This window comes from Catellatospora aurea (genome assembly GCF_042663325.1).
GTDB classification, from domain to species: Bacteria; Actinomycetota; Actinomycetes; order Mycobacteriales; family Micromonosporaceae; genus Catellatospora; species Catellatospora aurea.
In genome coordinates this window covers 1-26,300 of the sequence record NZ_JBHTAC010000073.1, presented here as the reverse complement: position 1 = coordinate 26,300, position 26,300 = coordinate 1, and the positions used below count along the sequence as shown (strand labels likewise).

The 26,300-nt window shown below is 73.4% G+C and carries 18 protein-coding genes; 4 read left to right on the top strand and 14 right to left on the bottom strand.

Features of this window, described 5'->3' with window-relative positions; all coding sequences use genetic code 11:
* Positions 1-66 precede the first annotated feature (66 nt).
* The 11 genes from ACFQO7_RS36685 to deoC all read right to left on the bottom strand — a co-directional run bounded on the left by ACFQO7_RS36685 (position 67) and on the right by deoC (position 15,787).
* Positions 67-1,269 (bottom strand): ABC transporter substrate-binding protein, encoded by a 1,203-nt coding sequence (locus tag ACFQO7_RS36685; RefSeq protein ID WP_361056275.1) that lies wholly within the window; start codon positions 1,267-1,269, stop codon positions 67-69.
* 245 nt (positions 1,270-1,514) lie between these two features.
* Positions 1,515-4,166 carry a transposase gene (locus ACFQO7_RS36680; protein ID WP_376810712.1) on the bottom strand — a complete coding sequence of 884 codons (2,652 nt, stop codon included), beginning with the start codon at positions 4,164-4,166 and terminating at the stop codon, positions 1,515-1,517.
* A 59-nt stretch (positions 4,167-4,225) separates the two neighbouring features.
* A complete protein-coding gene (locus ACFQO7_RS36675; protein WP_376810711.1) occupies positions 4,226-5,050 on the bottom strand; it encodes a DNA primase in 825 nt (274 codons plus the stop codon).
* Positions 5,051-5,121: 71 nt separating this feature from the next.
* A complete protein-coding gene (locus ACFQO7_RS36670; RefSeq protein ID WP_376810710.1) occupies positions 5,122-6,867 on the bottom strand; it encodes an amino acid ABC transporter ATP-binding/permease protein in 1,746 nt (581 codons plus the stop codon).
* A complete protein-coding gene (gene cydD / locus ACFQO7_RS36665) occupies positions 6,864-8,513 on the bottom strand; it encodes a thiol reductant ABC exporter subunit CydD (protein ID WP_376810709.1) in 1,650 nt (549 codons plus the stop codon). The genes ACFQO7_RS36670 and cydD overlap by 4 nt, the downstream gene beginning before the upstream one ends.
* A gap of 27 nt (positions 8,514-8,540) precedes the next feature.
* Positions 8,541-9,977: a SigE family RNA polymerase sigma factor gene (locus ACFQO7_RS36660; RefSeq protein WP_376810708.1), complete on the bottom strand. Its 1,437-nt coding sequence runs from the start codon at positions 9,975-9,977 to the stop codon at positions 8,541-8,543.
* A 144-nt stretch (positions 9,978-10,121) separates the two neighbouring features.
* Positions 10,122-11,123, bottom strand: a complete 1,002-nt coding sequence (locus ACFQO7_RS36655) for an acyl-CoA dehydrogenase family protein (RefSeq protein WP_376810707.1) — start codon at positions 11,121-11,123, stop codon at positions 10,122-10,124.
* A gap of 34 nt (positions 11,124-11,157) precedes the next feature.
* Positions 11,158-12,276, bottom strand: coding sequence for a hypothetical protein (locus ACFQO7_RS36650; RefSeq protein WP_376810706.1), 1,119 nt, complete (start codon positions 12,274-12,276; stop codon positions 11,158-11,160).
* 164 nt (positions 12,277-12,440) lie between these two features.
* Positions 12,441-13,262 carry an aldehyde dehydrogenase family protein gene (locus ACFQO7_RS36645; protein ID WP_376810714.1) on the bottom strand — a complete coding sequence of 274 codons (822 nt, stop codon included), beginning with the start codon at positions 13,260-13,262 and terminating at the stop codon, positions 12,441-12,443.
* Positions 13,263-13,335: 73 nt separating this feature from the next.
* Positions 13,336-14,766 (bottom strand): aldehyde dehydrogenase family protein, encoded by a 1,431-nt coding sequence (locus tag ACFQO7_RS36640; RefSeq protein WP_376810705.1) that lies wholly within the window; start codon positions 14,764-14,766, stop codon positions 13,336-13,338.
* A gap of 73 nt (positions 14,767-14,839) precedes the next feature.
* Positions 14,840-15,787 (bottom strand): deoxyribose-phosphate aldolase, encoded by a 948-nt coding sequence (gene deoC / locus ACFQO7_RS36635; RefSeq protein ID WP_376810704.1) that lies wholly within the window; start codon positions 15,785-15,787, stop codon positions 14,840-14,842.
* Between the two features lie 146 nt (positions 15,788-15,933).
* On the opposite strand from deoC, the gene ACFQO7_RS36630 reads away from it, so the two are divergent.
* A complete protein-coding gene (locus tag ACFQO7_RS36630; protein ID WP_376810713.1) occupies positions 15,934-17,370 on the top strand; it encodes a glycosyltransferase in 1,437 nt (478 codons plus the stop codon).
* Between the two features lie 80 nt (positions 17,371-17,450).
* A complete protein-coding gene (gene upp / locus ACFQO7_RS36625; protein ID WP_203693269.1) occupies positions 17,451-18,083 on the top strand; it encodes a uracil phosphoribosyltransferase in 633 nt (210 codons plus the stop codon).
* Positions 18,084-18,172: 89 nt separating this feature from the next.
* Here the strand turns inward: upp and ACFQO7_RS36620 are convergent, their stop codons facing one another.
* Positions 18,173-18,901, bottom strand: coding sequence for a class I SAM-dependent methyltransferase (locus ACFQO7_RS36620; protein WP_376810703.1), 729 nt, complete (start codon positions 18,899-18,901; stop codon positions 18,173-18,175).
* Positions 18,902-19,105: 204 nt separating this feature from the next.
* Between ACFQO7_RS36620 and ACFQO7_RS36615 the strand changes: the two genes are divergently transcribed.
* Positions 19,106-20,836: a hypothetical protein gene (locus tag ACFQO7_RS36615; RefSeq protein ID WP_376810702.1), complete on the top strand. Its 1,731-nt coding sequence runs from the start codon at positions 19,106-19,108 to the stop codon at positions 20,834-20,836.
* Between the two features lie 126 nt (positions 20,837-20,962).
* On the opposite strand, the gene ACFQO7_RS36610 is transcribed toward ACFQO7_RS36615, so the two are convergent.
* Positions 20,963-22,636, bottom strand: coding sequence for a phospho-sugar mutase (locus ACFQO7_RS36610; RefSeq protein ID WP_376810701.1), 1,674 nt, complete (start codon positions 22,634-22,636; stop codon positions 20,963-20,965).
* 45 nt (positions 22,637-22,681) lie between these two features.
* Positions 22,682-24,475, bottom strand: a complete 1,794-nt coding sequence (locus ACFQO7_RS36605; protein ID WP_376810700.1) for a serine/threonine-protein kinase — start codon at positions 24,473-24,475, stop codon at positions 22,682-22,684.
* A 208-nt stretch (positions 24,476-24,683) separates the two neighbouring features.
* On the opposite strand from ACFQO7_RS36605, the gene ACFQO7_RS36600 reads away from it, so the two are divergent.
* Positions 24,684-26,249 carry an acyl-CoA mutase large subunit family protein gene (locus ACFQO7_RS36600; RefSeq protein ID WP_376810699.1) on the top strand — a complete coding sequence of 522 codons (1,566 nt, stop codon included), beginning with the start codon at positions 24,684-24,686 and terminating at the stop codon, positions 26,247-26,249.
* The last annotated feature ends 51 nt before the right edge of the window (positions 26,250-26,300 follow it).

Below are 26,300 nucleotides of genomic sequence, written 5' to 3'. Positions count from 1 at the left end.
GCCCTCAGACACTGTCTGAGGGCGCGACCCTTTAAGAGTTGGTCCAGAAGGAAGGGGCGCGAGGCGTCAGCTGAGGCGGACCCAGGCGTTTTGGCGGACGATGAAGGGGGCCAGGGCGTCGGCTTCGAGGCCGCCGTGGGAGATGGGCTGGAAGGCGTAGGCGCCGCTGACGCCCTCGATCGGGCCGCCTTCGAGGCGGCCGCGCAGGCGCTGCGGGTCGGTGCTGACGGCACGCCGCGCGGCGGTGGCCATCAGCGTCAGCGCGTCCGCGCCGTACGGGGCGAATCCGGTGAACGAGCCGTACTGCTGGATGTAGCGGTAGATGAACGTGCGCTGGGCCCGTCCGGAGGGCGTGGTGGCCACCGTGGGGGCCCCGGCGAGCACGGCGGGGTGCACGACGTAGGCACCCTCCATCGCGCGCCTGTTGGGGCCGTTGAGGGTCTCGTCCGCGCCCGCGCCGGCGTCGAGGAACACCTTGCCGGTGTAGCCGGCGGAGCGCAGCGCGGCGACCGCGGCGGCGCTCACCGGAGCCTGCGCCCAGACGATGACAGCTTCGGCGTCCGCGTCGGCGATCCGTGCGGCGGCGCTGCCGTAGGCCCGGCCGGACCGGGGCAGGCGGACCGTGTCGACGATCTCGTGCCCGCTGGCGAGCATGGCCCGGGGGAGCGCGCGCACACCGGCGTCGCCGTGCCCGTCCGTGGTCGCCAGCACGGCGACCTTCTCCAGGCCGAGCTTGCGGATCTCGCGGCCCATGACGGCGGCGACGTCCGAGGCATTCGGGCCGAGCTGGTAGACGAACTTGCGGTTGGGCAGCGGCACCGTCATGTCGTCGCCGCTGTTGAGGCAGAGGAACGGCACCTTGCCCGGCTCGGCCACCGAGATGATCGCGCGGGCCGTCTCGACGGTCGCGCCGCCGATGATCGCGCTGACCCGGTCCTGCTCGATGAGGTCCTTGGCGTGCTGCATCGCGGTCGCCGCGGTGCCGCCGTTGTCCTTGACGACCAGCCGGATGTAGAGGCGGCCCTCACCGTACGGGATGCCGACCGAGTTGATCTCGTCAGCGCCGACCTTCAGGGCCTGCTCCTGCAGCTTGCCGAAGGTCGACCCGGTGCCGGTGAGCTCCAGGTTGACGCCGAGCACGAGTTCCCCGGTGGCGCCGGCGGCGGTCGCGTCAGGCTCGGAGCAGGCGGCCAGCAGCGCTCCGGCGGCCAGTCCGAGTCCGCCGGTGAGGGCGCTGCGTCGGGTCAGTCCACCTGTGGCGCTGTTCATGACGTGCCTTTCCGTGGTGCAGGGGTGCGTGGACAGTGGCGTGAGCCACTGCCGCACACGTATCGTGCTGGCCCGTCGGCGCGAAGGTCAAGCTCAGCGGCTATGGCCAGAAACACACCATGACGCTGCGTGACCGTCGCGGCCCGAACCGTCGCCGTATACGCGAAGATCGCCGTTACCGGTCGGAACCTGCGGTCGCGCCGCGGATCCTGCCCCGAAACGGCGATCTTCGCCAAGCCGCTGGGTCAGCGGTAGTTGGCCGCGCGGTAGTTGTAGTCGTCCCGGTCGTCGCGGGAGTCCTGCTCGCGGGTGAAGTCCCAGCCGTTGGCCGACTCGCGGCCCGGACGGCCTCCCACGGCGAAGCCGCCCTGGCCGGGGCCGCCGCCGAGTTCCTGGTTGCCGCGCCGCCAGCCACGGAAGTAGTTGCTGGTGTGCGCGGCGATGCCGGCGGCGTCGCGGACTATGCGCAGCGGGCGCTCCTCGCGCTCCGGCGTGGAACCGGGCACCAGGTTGGCCTGCGGGACACGGCGCGGTAGACCGGCCGTGGTGTCGACGCCGACCTGCGGCCGCGCGGCCTGCTCGGCGGCGCGCCAGCCGCTGTCCATCGTCGAGTTCCAGGTGGTCTCGGTGTCGCTGCTCGGTCCGCTGAACCAGGCCGAGGAGACCGACGCGAAGATCAGCAGGTCGTCGTCCTCACCGGCGGCCGGGCTGGAGGCCCGCTCGGTGCGGCGCGGCTTGGGCCGTGCCCCGGTCAGCGCGCTGTCGTCCACCAGGCGCAGCGGGGGCTCGTCGCGACCGCCGCGGCCGTTGCGCCGGGCGGGCTCGTCCACCACGCGCAGCGCCGGAGACTCGGGCAGCACCAGGTCGTCGTCCAGCCACGGCGGTGTGATCCGCCCGTCGGCGGGCCGTGCGGGCTCCTCCGGCTCGGGGTTCAGTGGCCAGTTGGCGCGCGAACCGGCCGGAGCCGCGGGCGGCTGCGGCGGCATGCCCAGCGGGTCGGCCGGCATCCGGGTGAGGTCGCTCGGCACGTCGGTCGCCGACGGGCCGTTGTAACGCGGCCGCTCCCCGGTGTCGCGCAGGTTGTCCTGCTGGAAACCGCTGCGGGCCCGCTCGGCCAGTTCGTTGGCGAGCCGCTCGGCGGCCGACGGCTGGTAGCCGCGCGGGGCGCGGTCGTCGTCGCGGGACGGCGGCTGGTAACCGCCGCGCGGGGCGCGGTCGTTCACCGGCTCGGCCGGTTGCTGGTAGCCGCCGCGCGGGGCGCGCTCGGCCGGCATGTCGGCAGCGGGCTGCTGGTATCCGCGCTGCGGCTCGTCGGCGTGGGCCTGGTAGCCGCGCTGCGCGTCGTTCGGCGACTCGGGTTGCTGCTGGTAGCCGCGGGGCGCGTCGTTCAGCGGCTCGGCGTGCTGCTGGTATCCGCGCGGCGCGCTGTCGGGCAGGTCGGCGGCGGGCTGCTGGTAGCCCAGGTGCCCCTGCTCCAGCGTCTCGTCGGGCAGGTCGGCCGACGGGGCCTGGTTGAACCCGCGTGCGGCGCGCTCGCTGCTGATGGCCGCGTTGGTCAGGGTCGGCACGAACGGCTTGTTCGCGTCGGCCGGCGCTCGCGAGGTGCGCTGAGCCGGGATCGGCGTGGTCTGGCGCGACGGGATCGGGGTGGGCGCCTGCCGGGTGGGGGCGACAGGGGCCTCCTGGCGCGCCGCAGCGGGCGTGGCGACGATCGGGGTACCCGTGATCGGGGTCGCCTCGAAACCGGACGGCACGGGCGGCGTGGAGGGCGCCCACGCGGGTCGCTCCACGGGCGGCGGGGCCAGCGGGGTGGCGGACACCGGCTCGGGCGCGGTCGGCGGGGCCTGCACGGGGCGCGGCTGCGCCGGTGCGGCGGTGACGGCGGTCGGCTGCACGCGGCGGCGGGCCCCGGTGGCGGCGGCCATCGCGGGCGGCGCGGAGGTGACCGCGACCCCGGTCCGCCGGACGGCGGGCTGGGCGGCCGCGGCGGCCGGCAGCGGGGCCATCCGGTCGGCGAGGGTGTCGATCAGGGCCAGGCCGGCGGCGTCGAACGAGCGCACGGCGGCCACGCTGTGCCGCACCGACTCGGCCACGGCGGCCGTCAGCTGCTTGCCGACGCCGCTGCGGCGGGTCTCGGCGATGGCGACGCGCAGCGCGGTGGCCGGCTCCAGCGCGGTCCCGCTGTCACAGACACCGTCGGCGACGAGCCGGGCGGCGACGGTCTCGGCGGTCGAGCCGTTGTCACGGTTGCGGGAGCCCGACTGGCCGGCCAGCATGCCCGGCTCGGGCAGCGCCTCCAGCACGGCCAGGGCGACCGGGGCGGCGGGATCGGGGTAGGCGCGCAGGGCGGCCGGGTACAGCTCGCGCAGCACCTCGCGCAGGGCCACCGCGGCGGCGTGCCGGCCGACGGCCAGCGCCGCGTGCCCGGCCAGCACCGGCTTGAAGGCGACGAATTCGCGGGGGGCGGGACCGACCACTGCGGACAGCACACCGGCCTGCAGGGCGCGGGCGAGCCCGACGGCGCGGCGCTCGTCAGGGGAGGAGTTGACCTCGTCGAGGGACTCGTCGTCGGCGAACCGGTCGGCGAAGTCGTCGGCGGACTCGTCGTCGGTGTACGCGATCGCCCGGCCGGACGCGGCGAGCAGCGAGATGACCTGCTGGTCGTCGCTGTCCGCGGCCACCATGACCATCGCCGAGCCGCCGAACCTCTCCGCCAGCAGCGACGTCACCAGCGCGTAGCCGGATGGATCGTCGTTGATGACGCAGAACTCCAGCAGCCTGCCGGAGTCGTCGACAACGGCGACGGTCAGCCGGTTCAGGGCCGCCGCAAGGTTGTCCCCCGCGTCGACCTCCGGAGCTGTCGACGCGATACCGCAGTACACCCGCACGAGCGCCACGGACTCGTCCTCCTCCCGGACCCCTCGTGTGCCAAAGACTGATGTTCCCTGGTTAGGGGTCAGTCGCGCCAGTCCACAGCGCCAGAGATCTTGCCAATAATCGAGCGCCACCCGATGGATGCCTGCTCTGCCCCGATTTTCTTCAGCTTGCGCTTCGCGAAGAAAGCACCGAGTCCACCCTCTTCCGAGGCGCGCAGCGCCTCGTCGAGGTCGTCGAGCGGGGAGCCGGGGGAGAGCGCCACCATGACGGGCTTGAGGCGAAGAGCGTAGCTCACGTCCCTGGCGAACTCCCCAGCGCGCAGGACCAGCTCGGCATCCCAGGCGTCGGGGCCGCCGCGCAGGTTCTCCACGACCAGGTCCAGTTCGTACGCGTCGTCCTCGCCCGCGACCACGTCGGTGGCCTTGACCGACTTGGCCAGCTTCGACCAGCCTTCGAGCTGCTTGAGGTCGTGCGGGGCGCCGGAGCGCACGAAGTCGGCCAGGCCCTTGGCGGACAGGAACAGCAGCAGGCGACCCTTGTGCGAGAGGAACATGGGGACCTCCTCGTCGGAGACCGCCTCGTCCTCGTCCTCATCGGCTTCCTCGTCGGCCTCGTCCGCCTCCACGGCGCGCTCGGCGACCTCGTCCTCGGCGGGACCGGCGGCGACCTCGTCGAGGGCCTCCTTGGTCCACTCGAACTCGGGCAGCTCCTCGTCGTCGGCGACGCCCATGGGGCGGCCGGTGCGGCCGGAGAAGATCGCGTCGTCGTCCTCGCGGTCGGCGATGTCGGTCGGGGTCAGCTCGCTCGCGGGCCGGTACGCCCGCAGCGTCAGTCCGACCTTGCCGCCTGGCAGGGCCACCTCGACCGGCGAGACCTGGTACTCGTCCCAGAGCGTGCTTGCCACTGCTGACCTCCGCCGTTCAGCTGCCGACCTCTGCCGGGTCGGTGACTCTCCGCACACCCTAGTGGTTCGGGTCAGCCCCCGTGCGCCCGCACCCAACCCTGCGTCCCGCGCTCCTTCACACGCCCGCCGTCCAACACCACGACCTCGTCGAACGCGTCCAGACCGGTCAGCCGGTGGGTCACCAGCACCACCGAGCGGCTCCCGCGGTGCGCCAGCACCGCCGCGAGGACCGCGTCGGCCTGCTCGGCATCCAGGCCCTCGGTCGGCTCGTCGAGCAGCAGCACCTGCGGATCGGCCAGCACCGCGCGGGCCAGCGCGAGCCGCTGGCGCTGGCCGCCGGACAGCTCCGCGCCGTCCTCGCCGACGCGTACGTCCAGGCCGTGCTCGGCCACCCAGTCGGCCAGCCCGGCGGTCCGGCAGGCGGCGAGCAGCTCCTCGTCGGTCGCCTCGGGGCGAGCCAGCAGCAGGTTGTCGCGGACCGAGGCGTGGAACAGGTGCGCGTCGGCGAGAAGCCCGGTCACCACGCCCGGCCAGCGCTCCCGATCGAACGACGCGATGGGTGTGCCGCCGTCCACCGCGACCCCGGGGGCGGTGCGGGCGGCGATCCGCACGGCGCTCGCCCCGCCGGTCCCGGCGGTGACCGGTTCGGCCGTCGCGCTGCCCTTGTCGGGCGTGACAGCGCCGGTGAGCAGAGCGAGCAGGGTGCTCTTGCCCGCGCCGGACGGGCCGACGATCGCGACCCGGCGGCCGGGCGGCAGGTCGAGGTCGATGTCGTGCAGCGCCGGTGCGGCGTCGGCGCGGTAACGCACCCCCGCGCCGCGCAGCCGCAGGTGTACGGAACCGTCCGGGACCGCCGGCCCGCCGGACGCCGCGTCGCCGGGCTCGCCCAGCAGCTCGGCGACCCGGCGCAGGCTGCCCTGGATCTCGGCGCCCTTGCGGGCGGCGGCCAGCAGTGACAGCGCCAGCTCCCCGGCGGCCAGGGTGGCGACGGCGAGCACCGCGAGCCACACCCCGGGCAGGCCGCGGGACAACCCGGTGACCATCACCGCCATCGCGGTCACCCCGCCCAGCGCGGTCGCCGCGGCGTTCACGACGAACGAGCGCCGGGCCAGGGCACGTTCCACCCGGGCCAGCTCCGCGGCGTGCGCGGCGCCGCGGGCCTCGTACCCGGGGCGGGCGCCGAAGGCGGCGAGGTCGGCCGCGCCGTGCACCAGGTCCACGGTGTCCACCGCGTACGCGGCGCGCAGCGGGGCGAGCCGGGCCGCCCCGTGCCGGGCCAGCCGGGCGGCCAGCAGCGGCAGCGCCAACCCGGTGACCAGCAGGCCGGCCAGCAGCACCAGGGCGACGGCGGGATCGGCGAGCAGGGCCGTGCCGACCGCGGCGACGGCGACCAGGCCCGCGGCCGCCATCGGCAGCAGCACCCGGATCACCAGGTCCTGCACGGCGTCGACGTCGGAGACCATCCGGCTGAGCGCGTCCGCCCGGCGGGCCGGCGGCCGGTCGACCAGAGCCGCGAAGATGCGGGCACGGACCTCGGTGACCATGCGCAGCACGGCGTCGTGGCTCGCCAGGCGCTCCACGTACCGCAGCACGCCGCGGCCGATGGCCAGGGCTCGGACCAGCACGATCGCGATCGACAGCGTGATCAGTGGGGGCTGCCCGGCGGCCGTCGCCAGCAGCCACGTCGCCGCGGCCATCAACCCCAGGCCGGCCGCCTCGGTCCCGGCCGCCAGCAACCCGGCGCCGACGAACCGCCACCGCAGCGGGTACGCGAACGCCAGCACCCGCCGCATCGCAGAGACGTTCGGCTCGCTCATGCGGTCACCAGTTCGTGGAGGGTGCCGTAGTCGATGCGGACCACGCGGGTCGCCGCGGCGAGCAGGGCGGGGCGGTGCGCGACGAGCAGGGCGGTGCGCCCCTCGACCAGGGACAGGGTCGATTCGACCACCGCCTGCTCGCTGGCCGCGTCGAGGCGGGCGGTCGGCTCGTCGAGCAGCAGCAGGGGCGCGTCGCGCAGGAAGGCACGGGCCAGCGCGAGCCGCTGGCGTTCGCCGCTGGACAGGCCGTGGCCGCGCTCGCCGAGCACGGTGTCCAGGCCCTGCGGCAGGGCGTCGACCACCGGGCCGAGCGCCGCGGCGTGGGCGGCCCGCGCGATGCGCTCCCGGGGGGCGTCCGGCGCGCCGAGGGCGATGTTGGCGGCGAGCGAGTCGGCGAACAGGTGGGCCCGCTGCGGCACCCAGCCGAGCTGCCGCCGCCAGCCGTCGAGGTCGAGTTCGGCCAGGTCGGCACCGTCCACCAGGACCCGGCCCGAGGTCGGCACGGTGAAGCCGAGCAGCAGGTTGAGCAGGGTGCTCTTGCCGCCGCCGCTCGGGCCGACCAGGGCGATGCGCTCGCCGGGGCGGATGGTGAGGTCGACGTCGCGCAGCGCGGTGGTGCGCTCGTACGCGACGGTCACCCCCCGCAGCTCGATCACGCCGGGGCGCGGCGCGGCGCGGGTGCCCCCCGCGGTGTCGCCCTCGGCGGCGGCGAGCAGGGTGAACGCCTGGTCGAGCGCGGTCAGGCCCTCCATGCTCGCGTGGAACTTGGTGCCCGCGGCGCGCAGCGGGGCGTACGCCTCCGGGGTCAGCAGCAGCACGGTGAACGCGGCGGCCAGCGTCATGCCGCCGCCCAGCAGCCGCAGGCCCACCGGCACCGCCACCAGCGCGACCGAGATCGTGCCGACCAGCTCCAGCACCAGCGCGGACAGGAAGGCGATGCGCAGCGTGCGCATGGTCGCCGTGCGGTGCCGGTCGGCCATCTCCCGCACCGCGCCGACCTGCGCGCGGGCCCGCCCGAACGCCTTCAGCGTGGGCAGCCCGGACAGCATGTCCAGAAAGTGCCCGCCGAGCATCCGCAGCCGCCGCCACTGCCGTTCGGTGGCGTTGCGGGTCTGCCAGCCGACCAGGATGCCGAAGATCGGGATGAGCGGCAGGGTGACCAGCACGATCACCGCCGAGGCGAGGTCGGTGAAGGCGAGGGTGGCCAGCACCCCGACCGGCACGGTCACGCCCAGCACGAGCTGCGGCAGGTATCCGGTGAAGTAGCCGTCCAGCGCGTCCAGGCCGCGGCCGGTGAGCGTGGCCAGCTCGCCCGCCCGCTGTCCGGCCAGCCAGCCCGGCCCGCGCCGCCCGACCGCGGCGAGCAGGTCGGCGCGCAGGTGTGCCTTGGTCGTGGCCGCCATGCGCGCGGCGACCACGCCCAGGCCGCTGGTGAGCGCGGCCCGGGCGGTCAACGCGAGCAGGAAGACGGTGATCGCGCCGGGATCGAGGCGCAGGTCCACTGCGGCGGCCAGCGCCCGGGCGAGCGCGGCGGCCGCGGTCACGACGGCGACGGCGACAGCCGCCCCGAGCACCGCGAGCAGGACCACGTCACGCCGGGTGGACGGGACCTGCCGGAGCAGACGGGGATCGAACGGGCGCGCCACGCTGTCCATCGTGCCCGATGGCGTGGGTCACTGCCCCGCAGGCCCGGCCACCGTGATGCTCTCGGCGAACCGGATCAGGTCGGCCTCGCTGAGATCGGTTCCGTTCGGCTCCACCCACAGCACCCGTTGCTCGTCCAGCCGGATCCACACGGCCGTCGGCGGCCCGGCCGGGTCGTCCCGCTGCACCCGGGCCGGACGCCCGCCGATCAGCAGTGAGCTCTCCGGGCCGACCATGCTCGTGTCCGTGCCGATGTGCACGCAGATGCCCACCGGGTCCGTCGGGCGCAGCTGGGGCTCCCGGCTCAGGCAGAGGTGCCGCGCGCCCAGGCTGTTCACCTCGAATCCGGCGGGCGCCAGCGAGTAGGTGATGCGCGGGGTGGCGGTGACCTTGCCGAGCCGCAGCTCGCGGGCGACTCGCTGCACCTCGGCCTCGGTCAGCAGCCCGCCGAAGCTCTGCACGGTCACCCACCGGCCGTCCCGCCGCCAGGTCAGACCGACCGCCGGCGCGTCCTCCAGCGTCCCGGTGCGCAGGGTCGCGTTGACCCCGTTCACCTGGACGGTGCGGGTCTGCGCGGCCTCCCAGTCCCAGTCGTACGGCGTCGGCCCGGCGTAGAGGAGCACGTATCCCGGGCGGCCGAGGCTCTCCAGGCCGGTCATGTCCAGCCCGAAGGTCACCTCCAGCGGTCCGACCTCGGCCGGCATCCAGCCCGGCTCGTACGGGAAGGACGGCAGCTCGCCGCCCGACCCCACCGGCACCAGCACCGACGGAGCGGCGGCCGACGGGGACGCCGACGGCGTCGGGGTGGGGGTGGTCACCGGCGGCGGCTCCGTGCCCCGCCAGCCGGGCACCAGCATGATCAGCGCGACGATCACGGCGGCCGCCGCCGCGGCCAGCCCGGCCTTCCGCCGCCGCTGCCCGCCGACCGCCCGCCGCCGCACCGACTCGACCGGCACCGCGGGGAAGGCCCGCTCGTCCGCCGGCACCGGCGCCGGATTGGCCAGCCGGGTCCGCAACGCGGCCAGCCCGCGGTGCGCGTGCACCCGCACGGTCGCGGGGGAGCAGTCCATCAGCTCGGCGATGCGCTCGTCGTCGAGGTCCTCGAAGAAGCGCAGCACCAGTACCGTGCGCTGGCGGCGGGGCAGCGTGCCCAGCAGCGCCCACAGCTCGTCGCGCACCGCGTGCCGCTGCACGAAGTCGTCGTCGCCCGCGGCGTCGGGGGCCGTCTCCAGCGGGCGCTCCCGGTGCGACAACCGTCGCCACCAGGAGGAGTGCGCCCACACCACGGCCCTGCGCAGGTAGGCGTCCGGGTTGTCCGCCTCGATGCGGTCCCAGCGGTGGTACGCCTTGGCCAGCACGTCCTGCACCAGGTCCTCGGCGAGGTGCCGGTCGCGGCAGAGCAGGTAGGCGAAGCCGACCAGCGGCCCGGAACGGGCGCGGACGTAATCCTCGAACTCCGGGTGCACGGGGGTCTCCTCAGCCGGTGCGCGGTGGTCTCGCGGCTAAGACGTCGCGGCGGGGTCGCCGTGTTTACCCGCGCCGCGAGGAAATCCGCGCACACCGATGCGGAGGGGTTCGTCGAGTCGTCCGGCCGGGCTCAAGGTCGCGGATCACCGAGGCGAAACGGGTCCGAGCCGGGCCAGCAGCGCGTCGCGGATGGCGGGGCGGTTGCCGAACACCAGTAGGAACGCGGCCTCGCGGAGCAGGCGCTGGGCGTGGTCGTCGCGCAGCACCGCCCGCGCGCCGGTGCGCACCGTCAGCTGTGCGGTCGCCCGCAGCACCAGGTCGGACGCGGCCGCGCGGGCGGCGGGGACGGCGGCCGCGTCCGCGGCGAGCAGGGCGGCACGGGCCGCGGCCAGCTCGGCGTCGAGCGGGCTCGGGCCGAGCAGACGGCAGCACCGGTTCACCACGCCGAGGGCGAGGAAGCCGTTCAGCGCCGAGCCGCTCGCGTCCGATGACGACCATTTCTCGTACGCCTGCAGGTCGACGAGTCGGTCCGCAGGCACGAAGTGGCCGTCGAAGCGCACGTCCACGGTCCGGCTCGCCTGCACCGCGACCAGCTCCAGCGGCGTGGTGGTCAGGGTCGGCGCGTCGGCCGCGTCGACGAACAGGAAGTGCACGTCGTCGTGCTCGTCGCGGGCGGCGGTGTACAACGTGTCGATCATGTTCCAGCCGGTGACCCACGGCACCGCCCCGGCGAGCAGGTAACCGCCGTCGGTGGCGCGCACCCGCATCGGCGCGGTGCGGCTGCGCAGCCCGGCCAGCGCGATGCCGGCCCGGCGTAACCCCTTGGTCAGGGGTTCCAGCCAGGTCTCGCGGATGCCGGGCCGGTCGCTGTGCGCCGCGGCCAGCACCGGGCCGTGGTGTTGCAGCCAGACGAACGCGGTGGTCAGGCAGCCGCTCGCGAAGGTCTCCACCAGCGCTGCCGCCAGCGGGAAGTCCATGCCGGACCCGTCGGCCGGCGCGGCGACGCCGTAGAAGCCCTCGGCGGCCAGCAGGTCCAGGTGGGACGCGGGGATGCGGTCGGCGGCGTCCACCGCGAGGGCGGCCGGGAACAGCACCTCGTCGGCGATCTCCGCGGCCCGCGCCCGCAGCCTGCTCGCCTCACCCATGCGACACCTCCTCCACCGACTCAGGATCGCAGGGTCAGGGCGTCCGGGGACGGATCTCGTCGTCCGGGTCGGGGTCGATGAACAGGCCACCCTGTACGCCGATGAAGTGGTAGCTGACCTGCCGCAGCGGCCACAGGACCCAGGGGCGCTCGTCGGTGGCGATCGCGTGCCCGTCGGTGTGCCCCGCCGTGCCGATCAGCACCCAGGAGTACGTGGTGGACAGCACGGTGCGGACCTCGCCGGTGACGCCGACCGGGGTGATCCCGCGGGGCAGGCCGGCGCGCACCTCGTCGGCGGCCTCGTCGTCGGCGTACAGCACCGCCCGGAGTGTGGCGGTCGCGTCGCTGTCGTCGGTGGTGTACGAGGCGTGCACGGTCAGGTAGCACAGGCGCTCGTTGAGCAGCGCGTCGTCGGGCAGCACCCCGTCGCAGCCGGATGTCTCGCCGACGGAGGCGCGCACGAGCCGGTCGCCGTTCATGGTCAGCTCGGCGGGGAAGACGTCGCCGGCGCGTACCCACGTCGGGTCGCTCTTGGCGATCGCGACCGGCAGCGCGGCGACCACCAGCACCACCGCGCCGGCCAGCGCGACGGTGTTGTAGCGGCGCTCGACGGCGGGGACGGCCTTCGCGACGAACACCAGGACCAGCATGAACAGCAGCGCCGCCCCGGCCCCGCCCAGCCCCCACAGGATGCCGTCGGCGACCGCGTCGCTGCCAGGGCCCTGGATGAGGTCCGACAGGTCGCGCCGACGGCCCGGGATGAAGGTGATGACGACCAGGTAGACCACGGCCGCGGTGCTGCCGAGGCCGATCCGGCCGGCCCTGCCGAGCTTGCGCCAGAACAGTGCCGTCACGAGCATCACGGCGGCCGGGGCGGCGACGATCAGCCAGCCCGTCGTGGTCATGCCGGCGGCCGAGCAGCCCGACAGGTAGCAGGCGAAGCCGAGCACGGTGGAGCGGACGTACCCGCCGAGGGCGAGGTACGTGACGAACGCGGCGGCGATGCCGAGGACCGCGAGCAGGCTCCACAACCAGCCGAAGCGCGAACCGGAGCCGTTGCCGCTCGACCGCACGGCCTCGATGGCGGCGGCCCGCCGGCGGGCCTTGCGCCCGACGTGCTCGACGGGACTGGATTCGGGAAGGGGGCCGCTCATGGTCGGCCACCCTAACGAACCCGCGCACGCCCGCCGCGGCGGCCGAGTGGCCGCCGGCTCTCCCGAAACGGCGTCGGGCCCACGAACGCCCAGCTCAGCGTGCCGAAATGAAAGGAAGGGCACCTGCTATAACGCATAGCGTTGTGAAGGTGCCCTCTCTTTCGTCAGATGCCCTTGGGGTGCCAGACCGTCTTGGTTTCGAGGTAGGCGGTCATGGGGGCGAGGCCGGGGTCGGCGGACCAGTCCGGGGCGGCGGCCGGGCGGCGTACCCGCTTGAGGGTCTCGGCGGCGGCCTGCTCCAGCTCCAGGGCCAGCTTGGCGTCGGCCAGGCCGGTCAGGTCGAGGCCGTTGACGTCGCTGTGCGAGGCCAGCCACGGGGCGACCTCGGCGGCCGAGCCGGTGAGGATGTTGACCACGCCGCCGGGCACGTCGGAGGTGGCCAGGACCTCGGCCAGGGTGATCGCGACGCGCGGGGCGTCGGTGATCACGATGACCGTGTTGCCGGTGGCGATGGCCGGGGCGATGACGCTGACCAGGCCGAGCAGGGTCGGCGCGGACGGGGCGACGACCGCGACGACGCCGCTGGGCTCGGGCGAGGAGAGGTTGAAGTACGGCCCGGCGACCGGGTTGGCCCCGCCGACGACCTGAGCCAGCTTGTCGGTCCAGCCGGCGTACCAGACGAGCCGGTCGATCGCCTCGTCCACCTCGGCGGCGGGCACCTCCAGCGCGGCGAACTCGTCGCGGCGGCCCTCCAGCATCTCGGCGATCCGGTAGACGACCTGGCCCCGGTTGTACGCCGTCGCGCCGGACCACTTGCCGAACGCGGCCCGCGCGGCGAGCACGGCGTCGCGGGCGTCCTTGCGGGAGGCCTGGGCGGCGTTGGCCACGAACTGCCCCTTGCTGTCGGCGACGACGTAGGTGCGGCCCGACTCGCTGCGCGGGAACGCACCACCGATGAAGAGCTTGTACGTCTTGCGTACGGCCAGCCGCGGCGCGGTGGCGGTGGCGCCCGCGGTGACCCGGGTGGCGGAGGCGACGGAGTCCTGCGACTCCTTCTTCTTAGCCGGCAAGGTAGGCCTCCAGCCCGTGGCGGCCGCCCTCGCGGCCGTAACCCGATTCCTTGTAACCGCCGAACGGCGAGGTCGGGTCGAACTTGTTGAACGTGTTCGCCCAGACCACGCCCGCGCGCAGCTGGTCGGCGATGGCGAGGATGCGGGAGCCCTTCTCGCTCCAGATCCCGGCCGACAGGCCGTAGGGCGTGTTGTTGGCCTTCTCGACCGCCTCACCCGGGGTGCGGAAGGTCAGCACCGACAGCACCGGCCCGAAGATCTCCTCGCGGGCGATGCGGTGCGCCTGGGACACGCCGGTGAAGATGGTCGGCGCGAACCAGAAACCGCGCTCGGGCAGCTCGCACGCGGGCGACCAGCGCTCCGCGCCCTCGGCGGAACCGATCTCGGCCAGCGCCTTGATCCGGGACAGCTGCTCGGCGGAGTTGATCGCGCCGACGTCGGTGTTCTTGTCCAGCGGGTCGCCGACGCGCAGGGTGGCCATGCGCCGCTTGAGCGACTCCAGCAGCTGGTCGGCGACGGACTCCTGGACCAGCAGCCGGGAGCCCGCGCAGCAGACGTGGCCCTGGTTGAAGAAGATGCCGTTGACGATGCCCTCGACGGCCTGGTCGATCGCGGCGTCGTCGAACACGATGTTCGCCGCCTTGCCGCCCAGTTCCAGGGTGACCTTCTTGTTCGTGCCCGCCACGGCCTTGGCGATGATCCGGCCGACCTCGGTCGAGCCGGTGAAGGCGACCTTGTCCACGTCCGGGTGGTCGACCACGGCCGCGCCGGTCTCGCCCGCGCCGGTGACGATGTTGACCACGCCCGGCGGCAGCTCGGCCTGCTGGCAGATCTCCGCGAACAGCAGCGCGGTCAAAGGTGTGGTCTCTGCGGGCTTCAACACCACGGTGTTACCCGCGGCCAACGCCGGGGCGATCTTCCAGGCCAGCATGAGCAGCGGGAAGTTCCACGGGATGACCTGCCCGGCCACACCCAGCGGGCGCGGGTCCGCCCCGAAGCCCGCGTACGGCAGCTTGTCGGCCCAGCCCGCGTAGTAGAAGAAGTGCGCCGCGGCCAGCGGCACGTCCACGTCGCGGGACTCCTTGATCGGCTTGCCGTTGTTCAGTGACTCCAGCACGGCCAGCTCACGGCTGCGCTCGGCGATGATGCGCGCGATCCGGAACAGGTACTTGGCCCGCTCCCGGCCCGGCATCGAGCCCCACACGTCGGAGTACGCGCGCCGCGCGGCCTTGACGGCCCGGTCGACGTCGGCGGTGGAGGCCTCGGCGACCTCGGCCAGCACCTCCTCGGAGGCGGGGGAGATGGTCTTGAAGCTGCCCGCGCCGTCGACGAACTCGCCGTTGATGAACAGCCCGTACGAGGGCTGCAACTTCACGATCGAGCGCGACTCCGGCGCCGGCGCGTACTCAAATGCGCTCATGCCTTCTCCTCGCTTCGCTCGTCGGCGGCACGAGTGCCGAGCCCGATGATCTGTTCGCTTCGCTCGCTCATGTCTAGTCCAGGGTGAAGTAGTCGGGGCCGCTGTAGTGGCCGGTGGCGAGCTTGGTGCGCTGCATCAGCAGGTCGTTGAGCAGCGTGGACGCGCCGAACCGGAACCAGTTCGGGTCGAGCCAGCGCTCGCCCACGATCTCGTTGACCATGACCAGGTACTTGATGGCGTCCTTGGTGGTGCGGATGCCGCCCGCGGGCTTCACGCCGACCTGGCGGCCGGTGGTGTCGAGGAAGTCGCGCACCGCCTCCAGCATGATCAGCGTGACGGGCAGGGTGGCCGCCGGGGCGACCTTGCCGGTGGAGGTCTTGATGAAGTCGCCGCCCGCCAGCATGGCCAGCCAGGAGGCGCGCCGCACGTTGTCGTACGTGACCAGCTCGCCGGTCTCCAGGATGACCTTCAGGTGGGCCTTGCCGCAGGCCTCCTTGATCGCCACGATCTCCTCGAAGACCTCCAGGTAGCGCCCGGCCAGGAACGCGCCCCGGCTGATCACCATGTCGATCTCGTCGGCGCCCGCGGCGACGGCCGCCCGGGTGTCGTCCAGCTTCACCTTCAGCGGGGCCTGCCCCGATGGGAAGGCGGTCGCGACGCTGGCCAGGTGGATGCCGGAGCCGCGCAGCGCCTCGGCGGCGGTCGGCACCATCGACGGGTACACGCAGATCGCGGCCACCGGCGGGCACGTCGGGTCGCCCGGGTCGGGCTGCCGGGCCTTCGCGCACAGCGCCCGGACCTTGCCCGGGGTGTCCGCGCCCTCCAGCGTGGTCAGGTCCACCATCCGAATGGCGAGGTCGATCGCCCAGGCCTTGGCGGTCGTCTTGATCGAGCGGGTGCCCAGGCCCGCAGCGCGCGCGTCCGCGCCGACCCGGTCGACGCCGGGCAGGCCGGAAAGGAACGTCCGCAGCGCCGCGTCAGAGCGCGTGACCTCGGACAACGGTGAGATGGTGGCCGTCATACGGCGAGTCTACGCGGCCTCACATTTATCGATCTTGTCCATGTCGTGGGATTCGGCAGAAGGGTGGCCGCCGTCACCACATCCCCCCGACATGCCGCGTTCACGCCGCATCAACGCTGGTCACCGACCGTCTTGGTGTGCGCATCATGCACTTCACCGACACGTACCTGCCGCGCCGCGACGGAGTCGTCACGTCGCTGCGGACACTGCGCGCGGCCCAGGCCGCTGCCGGCCACGACGTGCGCTGCGTCGTCCCGGCCCACGGGGACCAGGAGGACGAGCCCGGCCTGCTGCGGCTGCCGGCGCTCGCCTGCGGAGTCGCCGACCTGCGGCTCGCGCGGTGGGCGCTGTGCGCCCGGTCGACCCGTGAGCAGCTCGTCGCCGACCTGGGCGCATACCGGCCCGACGTCGTCCACGTGCACACCCCCGGCCCGGCCGGGCTGCTCGGCGTGCTGCTGGCCGCCCGGCTCGGCGTGCCGCTGGTGCAGACGTACCACACCGACCTGCACGCGTACGCCGAGGCGTACCGGGTGCCCGGCTGGGCGCTGCGGCTGCTGCTGCGCCTGTACGCGGGGCGGCTCGGGGTGCCCGCGGCCCTGCGGGGCGACCGCGCCGCAGTGCTCAGCGAGGGTAACCGGCTACTGCTCGGCGAGGCCCGCGCGGTCGTCGTGCCGACCCGGGCCGTGCTCGACCGGGTCGCGCTGCCCGTGCCTCCGGCGCGGATGGCGCTGGTCCCCACCGGCGTGGCCGAGCGCCCGGCGTCGCGCGCCGAGGCCGGGGCGTTCCGGGCCGGGCACGGCATCGGACCGAAGGACCCCGTGGTGCTGTTCGTCGGCCGGGTCAACCGGGAGAAAGGAGTCGACCTGCTGGTCCCGGCGTTCGCCCGGGTGCTCGCGTCGTCGCCGAGAGCCCGGCTCGTGCTGGTCGGCGCGGTCTACGAGCGGCGCTGGCTGGCCCGGCTGCTGCGCGCGGCCGGACCCGGGGTCGCCGACCGGGTGGTGCTGACCGGGCAGCAGCCCCCGCACGTGGTGGCCGCGGCGTACGCGGCGGCGGACGTGTTCGCCTTCCCGTCGCGTACCGACACGCAGGCCCTGGTGCTGCAGGAGGCCGCGCTCGCCGGGCTGCCCGCGGTGCTGGCCGACCCGTCCCTGCACCGCTACGGCACCCTCGACGGCAACGCGGTGCTGGCCGAGCCCGACCCGGCCTCGTTCGGCGACGCGGTGCTGAAGCTGCTCTCCGACCGCCGCGCCGCCCGCCGCCTGGGCGCCGCCGCGCGAGCCTGCGCCGCCGGCCACACCCCCCGGCGGTACGCCGAAGCCATGCACACGATCTACGTGGCGGCCCAGGCAGCCGTTGCCACACCCGACCCGGTGGCCCCCGCCGCACCCGCACCGGCCCCGGTGATCCCCGCCTGCCCGCCGCCCGCCCCGCTCGTCCGCCTCGGCCCGCCGATGGGCCCGCTCGTTCCCGCCGACCTGGTGCCGGACGCGCCCGGTCGCGCCACGCACGTGGCGGACGCGCTGGTCGCCGTGGCGCAGGCGGTGGACGACCGGGCTCGGCTGGCGGCGCACCGGGCGGGGTGAGCGGGACTTACACCACGGGGGCGGAGCCCACGACACCGGTTGGCACGACGCGGGCGGCTACGGGCGGGTAGTTTCACGTCGTGGACGTACTCGTCGTTGATCACCCGTTGGCCCAGGCCCGCCTCACCGCCATGCGCGACTCCCGCACCGACTCGGCCAGCTTCCGGGCCGCGTTGCACGAGCTCACCACCATGCTGGCGTACGAGGCCACCCGTACCTTCAAAGCCGACACGTTCCCGGTCGAGACCCCGGTCGCGACCGCCGTGGGCACCCGCCTGGCGAACCCGCCGCTGCTGGTGCCGGTGCTGCGCGCCGGTCTCGGCATGGCCGACGCCGCGCTGAGCCTGCTGCCCGAGTCCTCGATGGGCTTCGTGGGCCTGGCCCGCGACGAGCACACCTTCGAGCCGCGGGCCTACATGGAGTCCCTACCCGGCGACCTCACCGGCAAGCCGGTCCTGGTGCTCGACCCGATGCTGGCCACCGGCGGCTCCCTCGAACACTGCTGCCGCCTGCTCGCCGACCGCGGCTGCACCGACATCGTGGTGCTCTGCGTCCTGGCCGCCCCCGCCGGCATCGACCGCCTCCGGAACTCCGGCCTCCCCCTCCGCCTGGTCACCGCCTCCATCGACGACCACCTGAACGACAACATGTTCATCGTCCCCGGCCTCGGCGACGCCGGCGACCGCCAATTCGGCGGCATGCCCCGCTTCTGACCACCGCCGCTCGCGCGTTGATCATGAACTTATGGCACGGCTCGACGGCGCGTCATTGCCATAAGTTCATGATCAACCCGGGCGGGGGGTCAGGGGCGGCGGAGGACGGCCAGGACGGATTGGCCGAACGGGGGGCGGATGCGGGACTCCAGGCGGCGGGTCACGGGGGTGACCAGGGAGTCGTACACGCGCATCATGAGGCCGCCCTTGGGGGACATGCCGAGCAGGCGTGCGGTGATGAAGTAGCAGATGAAGCCGAGCGAGTTGACGTACTCCACGCGCTCGACGGTCAGGCCGGCGGCCACCGCGACGTCGGTGAGGGTGCGGCGGGTGTAGCGCCGCCAGTGGCCGGTGGCCACGTCGACCTTGCTCATCGCGATGGGGAACGCGGGCACCACCAGCACCATCGGAGCGCCGGGCTGGATCAGCCGGGCCATGCTGCGCAGTGCCGCGACGTCGTCCTCGATGTGCTCCAGGACGTTGTAGCTGACCAGGGCCGTGTAGTCGCCGGACTGATCGGTGGGCAGCAGCAACTCACGCGCCTCCACCCGGGGGTCGTCGGCGAAGCGCTGCTTGAGGTCGACCAGCCGCTCCGGGTCGGCCTCGGTGGCGGTGAAGCGGTCCACGTACGGCAGCCACTCCAGCAGGTAGTCCCCGAGCCCGCTGCCGATCTCGATGGGGTGCGCGCCGAGATACGGGGTGGCCATGCCCGCGAACCAGGTGCGGTGGTTCGCTGCCTCGGCGAGGCTCTCCAGCACCGCGGCCTGGATCTTCTGGTCCCCGGTGAGCAGGCTCGGCTCCGTGGCGTACGTCGTCATCGCTTGTTTCCGTCCGATAGCCGCAACGAGAAATGAATTCCTGTTTGTCCCTGTCATTCAGGGCTAATCCGGACAGATTACCTAAATGCCGTAGATTCGACGCTCGTGAAGACCGAAATTCAGGAGTGGCACCGGGCGCGACCCACCCCCGCCGACCGCCCTCACCGTGCGAAGAACCGCGCTGAACAGTCAAAACGCGTCAACGTGAACCTCGCGGCGGGGATCGGGTTCCTGCTCACGGCGGTGTACGTGACGTCCGGACTGTGGAAGGACGGGTCGCGCGCGCTGGTCTCGGAGAACATCGCCGACCAGGTCTTCTTCCAGTTCGTGCTGCGCCACGGCCTCGACGTGCTGACCGGCGACGCCGTGCCGTTCTTCACCACGCAGATGAACGCCCCGCACGGGGTCAACCTGATGGCGAACACGGTGGTCCTCGGCCTGGGCATCCCGCTCGCACCGGTCACCGCGATCTGGGGCCCGCAGATCAGCTTCGCGGTGCTGCTGGTGCTGGGCCTGGCCGGCACCGCCGCCGCCTGGTACTGGTTCCTGCGCCGGCACGTCACCACCTCGGCGGCGGCCGCCGCGGCGGGGGCGGCGCTGTGCGGCTTCGGCCCCGGCATGATCAGCCAGGCGAACGCGCATCCGAACTGGACCGCCCAGTTCCTGGTGCCGTTCCTGGTGCACCAGGCGCTGCGTATGGGAGAGCCCGGCCGCTGGCTGCGCAACGGTGTGGTGCTGGGGCTGCTCGTCGTCGCCCAGGCCTTCGTCAACGAGGAGGTGCTGCTCTACACGGCGCTGGCCTGCGCGGTCTTCCTCGCCGCGTACGCCGTGGCGACCTGGCCCGCGCAGCGGGCGGCGATCCGCCCCGTGCTGGCCACGGCAGGGGTCGCCGCGCTGGTCGGGGGCGCGCTGCTGGCGTACCCCCTGTGGTCGCAGTTCTTCGGTCCGCAGAGCTTCCGCGGCCTGCCGCCCGGCGCCTCGGCCTACGGCGCCGACCTGGCGAGTTTCGCCGCTTTCCCGCGGCTGTCGCTCGGTGGCAACGTCGACGCGGTCCGGCTGCTCGCGCCGAACGCCGCCGAGGAGAACACGTTCCTCGGCTGGCCGCTGCTAGCAGTGCTGGCGCTGGCCGTGGCGGGCTGGCTGTGGCAGCGTGCGCTGGTCCGGGCGCTGCTGGCGACCGGCGCGGTGTTCGCGCTGTTCGCCATGGGCAAGCAGGTGTTCGCCGGTGGCGAGCGCACCGCGCTGCCCGGCCTGTGGCGGCCGCTGGGGCAGCTGCCGCTGCTGGAGTCGGTGGTGCCGGTCCGGTTCGGGCTGGTGCTGCTGCCGGTGGCCGGTGCGCTGCTGGCGCTGGCGATCGAGGCCGTGGGGCGGCTGCCGCGCCGGTCGGCCGGCGAGCTGCCGGTGCGGCGGCTCGCGTATGCCCTGGTTGTGCTCGCGCTGGTGCCGCTGCTGCCGCTGCCGCTGCTGACGCACCGCGGGGTGCCGGTGCCGCGCTTCATCACCGAGGGCACCTGGCGGGCGTACGTCCCAGCCGGCCGCACCCTGGTCACCGTGCCCGTGACCAGCAACAAGCACAGCGACGGCATGCACTGGTGGGCGCAGTCCGGAGCGGACTACACGTTCCCCGGCGGCTACTTCATCGGGCCGGGCCGCGAGCCGGGGTCCGCCGTGTTCGGGCCGCCGCCGCGTCCCACGGACCTGCTGCTGGCCGCGGTCGCCGAGGGCGCGAAAGCGCCCCGCGTCACCGCGCGGATGCGCGACGGGCTGATCGCCGACCTGCGGTTCTGGCGGGCCGGAGCACTGGTCCTGTCCGATCGCGAGCCCCGCGCCGACGTGCTGCGCAAGCTGGTCGACGACCTGGTGGACACCGATGGCGTACGCACCGGCGGCGTCACCGTCTGGGACGTCGGCCCGCTGGTCGCGCCCTCCCCTTAGGCGCGTCAGCGCGGCGCTGCCACCGGCCCGCGCTGATCTCATCCAAAGCCCAGGTCAACGACCTGAGATGTTAGGAAGGGCACCTTCTACAACGCGGAGCGTTGTGAAGGTGCCCTTCCTTGCTCGTTACGGGCTGACGGACCAGATGCCGAGGGCCGCGGCGACCTCGGTGCGCAGGGCGCGGATGGTGGCGGCGGCGCGTTCGCGCGAGGAGGCGACGTCGCCGTCGGTGACCGGCTCGACGACTTCGAGGTATGCCTTGAGCTTCGGCTCGGTGCCGGACGGGCGGACCACCACCCGCGCGGTCTCGGTGCGCAGGATGACCACGTCGGCGGCCGACTCGGCGGGGCGGTCGAGCAGGTCCTCGGTGGAGGTGACCGGCTCGTCGAGCAGCGAGACGGGCAGCTTGGCGCGCAGGTGCGCCATCATCGTGCCGATCTCGGCCAGGTCGTCCACCCGCACCGAGAGCTGGTCGGTGACGTACAGGCCGAACTCGGCGGCCAGCTCGTCCAGCCGGTCGGTGAGGGTGCGCAGCTCCGCCTTCAGGCCGGCGGCCAGCTCGGCGACGAGCAGCGCCGCGGTGATGCCGTCCTTGTCGCGGGCCATCCACGGGGCCACGCAGATGCCCAGCGCCTCCTCGTACCCGTAGGCGAGGTCGGGCGCGGCGCGGGCGAGCCACTTGAATCCGGTGAGCGTCTCGGCGTACCCGACGCCGCGTTTGGCCGCCATGGCCCGCAGCATCGACGACGAGACGATCGTGGTGGCGTACGTGCCGGTGCGGCCCAGCCGCATCAGGTGGTCGGCGAGCAGCACGCCGACCTCGTCGCCGCGCAGCATGCGCCAGCCGTTGCCGTTGCCGACGGGCACCGCGACGGCGCAGCGGTCGGCGTCGGGGTCGTTGGCGATGACGATGTCCGCGCGGCGCTCGGCCGCCAGCGCGAGGACCAGGTCCATCGCGCCCGGCTCCTCCGGGTTCGGGAACGCCACCGTGGGGAACGCGCCGTCCGGTTCGGCCTGCGCGGGCACGATCGCGGGCAGCGCGAACCCGGCGCGCAGGAACGCGTCGCCGAGCACCTTGCCGCCGACGCCGTGCAGCGGCGTGTACGCCACCGCCAGGTCCTTGGGCTGGTCGTCCTGCACCACCGCGGCGGCCGCGGTCAGGTACGAGTCCACGATGTCGTCACCGAGCACCGTGCCCGGGTGGCCGAGCGGCACCTCGGACAGCAGCTTGACCGCGCGGATCTCGGCCTCGATCTCCTGGTCGGCCGGGGGCACGATCTGCGCCCCCGCGCCGAGCGGGCCGCCCAGGTGCTCGCCCAGGTAAACCTTGTAGCCGTTGTCCTGGGGCGGGTTGTGCGAGGCGGTGACCATGACGCCCGCGACCGCGTCCATGGCGCGCACCGCGTACGCGAGCACCGGCGTGGGCAGCGGGTGCGGCAGGAGCGCGGCGCGCATGCCGGAGCCGGTCGCGACCCGGGCGGTCTCCAGCGCGAACTCGTGCGAGCCGCGGCGCGCGTCGTAGCCGATCACCACCAGGCCACCCGGCTCGTGCTTGGTGAGCCAGTTGACGAGGCCCGCGGCGGCCTGGCGCACCACGGCCAGGTTCATGCCGTTCGGCCCCGCCCGCAGCGGCCCGCGCAGGCCGGCCGTGCCGAACGTGAGCGGCCCGCTGAACCGGTCGGCGAGCTCCGCCTCCGTGCCCGGCAGGGCGTCCAGCAGCTGCTGGAGCTCCTGACGGGAGTCGGGGTCGGGATCCTGAGCGATCCAATGGCGTACACGATCGGCAAACAACTCGGTCATCGGTGTTTCATAACACGCAGACCGGTCGGTTGCTCGGCGAACCTCTCAGGTTGTGATCGTGAACGAGTCGATCGCCTGGTCGAAGAACGCCTTGTCCTGGGCGAACGAATCCTCCCAGGTCGACAGGTAGATGTGGAACGCCGTGCCGCCCTCGACGCCGATCCGCCAGATGGCGTGCCGCGGGTTCTTGTTGGGCGGGGTGCACTGGTATTCCAGCTGCGCGGCGGTCTCCAGCGTGCCGAGCTTCTGGTCGCTGAGCTCGATCCGCTGGTAGGTGTCCTTCTGGCAGCGGTCTTCCTTCTTGAAGTTCTTCTCCGCGCCTTCCAGCTCCCGGGTCGGGTTGCCGCCCGACTTGTAGACGTTGATGCGCAGCCAGCGTTCCTTGTCGGTCGGGTCGCGGTAGTCGATGTAGCTGCCCGACTTGGCCGGGGTCCAGCCCTTGGGGACCAGCACCGTGACGTTCTTGAAGGTCACCCGCTGCATGCCCTCGGGCACCTGCGCGGAGGCGGACGAGGCCGCCGGGGCGCTCGGCGAGGGACCGACGGCCGAGCCCTGCGGGGTCTCCTCGCCGCCGCCGATCACGGCCCAGGCCACGCCGGTGATCACGAGCACGCCCACGAGTCCCGCGCCGACGGCCAGGCGCAGCTTCTTCGGCAGGGCCTTGACCTGGCCGACCACGCCGTCCAGCGCGGACGGGCCGGCCTTGGCGGCGGCCTTCGGCGGGAGCGTCTGCAGAGCGCCGGTCGGCGCGGGGTGCGCCCCGGTCGGCATGTCCAGCGGGTCGGCAGCGCTCGCCCGGGTGCGGCCACCCGCCCGGGAGGCCGGCATCTCGCCGGTGTGCAGCAGCGCCCGGCCGCCGATCTCCTTGGCGGGGCGCTCGGGCTGGGCCGGGGTGACCCACGCGGTGGCGGCGGGCTGCGGCGCGACGACCGCCCACGGGTCGGTGACGTGCTGCGGCACGGCGTTCTGGGCCAGCGGTCCGGCCAGCAGCTCCCGCAGTGTGGCGCGGGCGGTGGTCACGTCCCAGCGCCGGTCCGGGTCCTTCTCCATGAGGCCGTACAGCACCTCGCGCAGGGGACCGCAGCGCTGCGGCGGGACGGGCTCCTCCTCGACCACGGCGTGCATGGTCGCCAGCGGGTCGCCCTTGTCGAACGGCGGGCGGCCCTCGACGGCGGTGTACATGGTCACGCCGAGCGAGAACAGGTCGCTGGGCGGGCCGAAGCGGTGGCCCAGCGCGCGCTCGGGGGAGATGAAGTGGGGCGAGCCCAGCACCATGCCCGGGGTGGTCAGCTGCACGTCGGTCGGCAGCTTGGCCACGCCGAAGTCGGTGAGCACGCAGCGGCCGTCCTTGGTGATCAGGACGTTGGCCGGCTTGACGTCGCGGTGCAGCACGCCCGCGGCGTGCGCCACCTCCAGCGCGCCGAGCAGCGCGATGCCGATCTTCGCGACCGCGCGCGGGGCCAGCGGGCCGTCCTCGATCACCATGTCGGCCAGGCCGCGGGCGTCGAGCAGCTCCATCACGATCCAGGGCCGGCCGTTCTCGGTGACCACGTCGAAGACCTGGACCACACTCGGGTGCGACAGGCTCGCCGCAGCACGGGCCTCGCGCAGGGTGCGCTCGTACATCGAGGCGGCGTCGCTGGCGGCCAGGCCCGGCGGCAGCACGACCTCCTTGACGGCGACCTCACGGCGCAGCACGGTGTCGGCGGCACGCCACACGGTGCCCATGCCGCCGTGCCCGATCGCGGTGCGGAGTGAATAGCGTCCGCCGATGACGGTGCCCGGAGCCGCGCGGCCCGAAGAGGGATTGCCGCTCCAGGTGGATGCATGGGTGGTCACTGCTTAAGCCGCCAAAGGAGAGGGGACGATGGCAAAGGGGGAATGGGTCACTCACCTCTATCCTGTACGACACCGCGCCGCAGGGAAAGCCGTGGACGGGTTCTGAGGCCGAATTTCACGGTTCCGTCCCCTTGTCATCACCCTCGGTGTACGTGATGTGCGTTATCCCTCACCCCGGGACCCGTCCGGGACGCCTAACATCCCCCGTATGAACGAGCGTTCACCGAGGCGTAGCGAGTCCGGCTTCCCGATCGAGCCCGTCTACGGCCCGGCCGACGGCGAGAAGCCCGGTCAGTACCCCTTCACCCGGGGTGTCTACCCGACCATGTACACCTCGCGCCCGTGGACCATGCGCCAGTACGCCGGGTTCGGCACGGCGGTGGAGTCCAACGCTCGCTACCACCAGCTGCTCGACGCGGGCACCATGGGCCTGTCGGTGGCGTTCGACCTGCCCACGCAGATGGGCTACGACTCCGACGAGCCGATCGCGCACGGCGAGGTCGGCAAGGTGGGCGTCGCGATCGACTCGATCGAGGACATGCGGCTGCTGTTCAAGGACATCCCGCTGGACAAGGTGTCCACCTCGATGACGATCAACGCGCCGGGCAGCGTGCTGCTGCTGCTCTACCAGCTGGTCGCCGAGGAGCAGGGGGTGCCAGGCGACAAGCTCAACGGCACCATCCAGAACGACATCCTCAAGGAGTACATCGCCCGCGGGACGTACATCTTCCCGCCCAAGCCGTCGCTGCGCCTGGTCGCCGACACGTTCGCCTACTGCCGGGCCGAGATCCCCAAGTGGAACACCATCTCGATCTCCGGCTACCACATGGCGGAGGCGGGCGCGACGCCCGTGCAGGAGATCGCGTTCACGCTGGCCGACGGCATCGAGTACGTGCGCGCCGCCGTCGCCGCCGGCCTGGACGTGGACGCGTTCGCCCCGCGCCTGTCGTTCTTCTTCGTCGCCCGCACCACGCTGCTGGAGGAGGTGGCGAAGTTCCGTGCCGCCCGCCGCATCTGGGCGAAGGTGATGCGCGAGGAGTTCGGCGCCAAGGACCCCAAGTCGTGGATGCTGCGCTTCCACACCCAGACCGCGGGCGTGCAGCTCACCGCCCAGCAGCCCGAGGTCAACCTGGTCCGGGTCACCGCGCAGGCGCTCGGCGCGATCATGGGTGGCACCCAGTCGCTGCACACCAACTCCTACGACGAGGCCATCGCGCTGCCCACCGAGAAGGCCGCCCGGCTCGCCCTGCGCACCCAGCAGGTGCTGGCGTACGAGACCGACCTGACCGCCACGGTGGACCCGTTCGCGGGTTCGTACGTGGTCGAGGCGATGACGGACGAGATCGAGGCCGAGGCGCGGGCGCTGATCGACCGGGTGTTCGAGTACGGCTCGGCCGTCGACGCCATCGAAGCCGGCTTCCAGAAGCGCGAGATCGAGTCCTCGGCGTACCGCACCGCACTGGAGATCGACTCCCGCGAGCGCGTGGTGGTGGGCCTGAACCGGTTCACCATCGACGTCGAGGAGCCGTACGAGCCGCTGCGCGTCGACCCGGCGATCGAGGCCGACCAGGCCGCCCGCCTGGCCAGACTGCGCGCCGAACGCGACAACGACGCCGTCGGCGCAGCCCTGGACAAACTCCGCGCCGCCGCGCACGGCACCGAGAACGTGCTCTACCCCATGCGCGAGGCCCTGCGCCTCAAGGCCACCGTCGGCGAGGTCTGCCACGCCCTCCGCGCCGTCTGGGGCACCCACGCCCCCCGCGAAACCTTCTAGTCCGAAAACTTGAGGGTGAGTGGGCAGGCGGCAGCGTCTCGGCGTAGCGCA

Bases quoted from the DNA above. Each gene is read 5' to 3' on its own strand.
- ACFQO7_RS36685 (WP_361056275.1), bottom strand. From the start codon at position 1,269: ATGAACAGCGCCACAGGTGGACTGACCCGACGCAGCGCCCTCACCGGC.
- ACFQO7_RS36670 (WP_376810710.1), bottom strand. From the start codon at position 6,867: ATGAGCGAGCCGAACGTCTCTGCGATGCGGCGGGTGCTGGCGTTCGCG.
- ACFQO7_RS36655 (WP_376810707.1), bottom strand. From the start codon at position 11,123: ATGGGTGAGGCGAGCAGGCTGCGGGCGCGGGCCGCGGAGATCGCCGAC.
- ACFQO7_RS36650 (WP_376810706.1), bottom strand. From the start codon at position 12,276: ATGAGCGGCCCCCTTCCCGAATCCAGTCCCGTCGAGCACGTCGGGCGC.
- ACFQO7_RS36640 (WP_376810705.1), bottom strand. From the start codon at position 14,766: ATGAGCGCATTTGAGTACGCGCCGGCGCCGGAGTCGCGCTCGATCGTG.
- deoC (WP_376810704.1), bottom strand. From the start codon at position 15,787: ATGACGGCCACCATCTCACCGTTGTCCGAGGTCACGCGCTCTGACGCG.
- ACFQO7_RS36630 (WP_376810713.1), top strand. From the start codon at position 15,934: ATGCACTTCACCGACACGTACCTGCCGCGCCGCGACGGAGTCGTCACG.
- ACFQO7_RS36620 (WP_376810703.1), bottom strand. From the start codon at position 18,901: ATGACGACGTACGCCACGGAGCCGAGCCTGCTCACCGGGGACCAGAAG.
- ACFQO7_RS36610 (WP_376810701.1), bottom strand. From the start codon at position 22,636: ATGACCGAGTTGTTTGCCGATCGTGTACGCCATTGGATCGCTCAGGAT.
- ACFQO7_RS36600 (WP_376810699.1), top strand. From the start codon at position 24,684: ATGAACGAGCGTTCACCGAGGCGTAGCGAGTCCGGCTTCCCGATCGAG.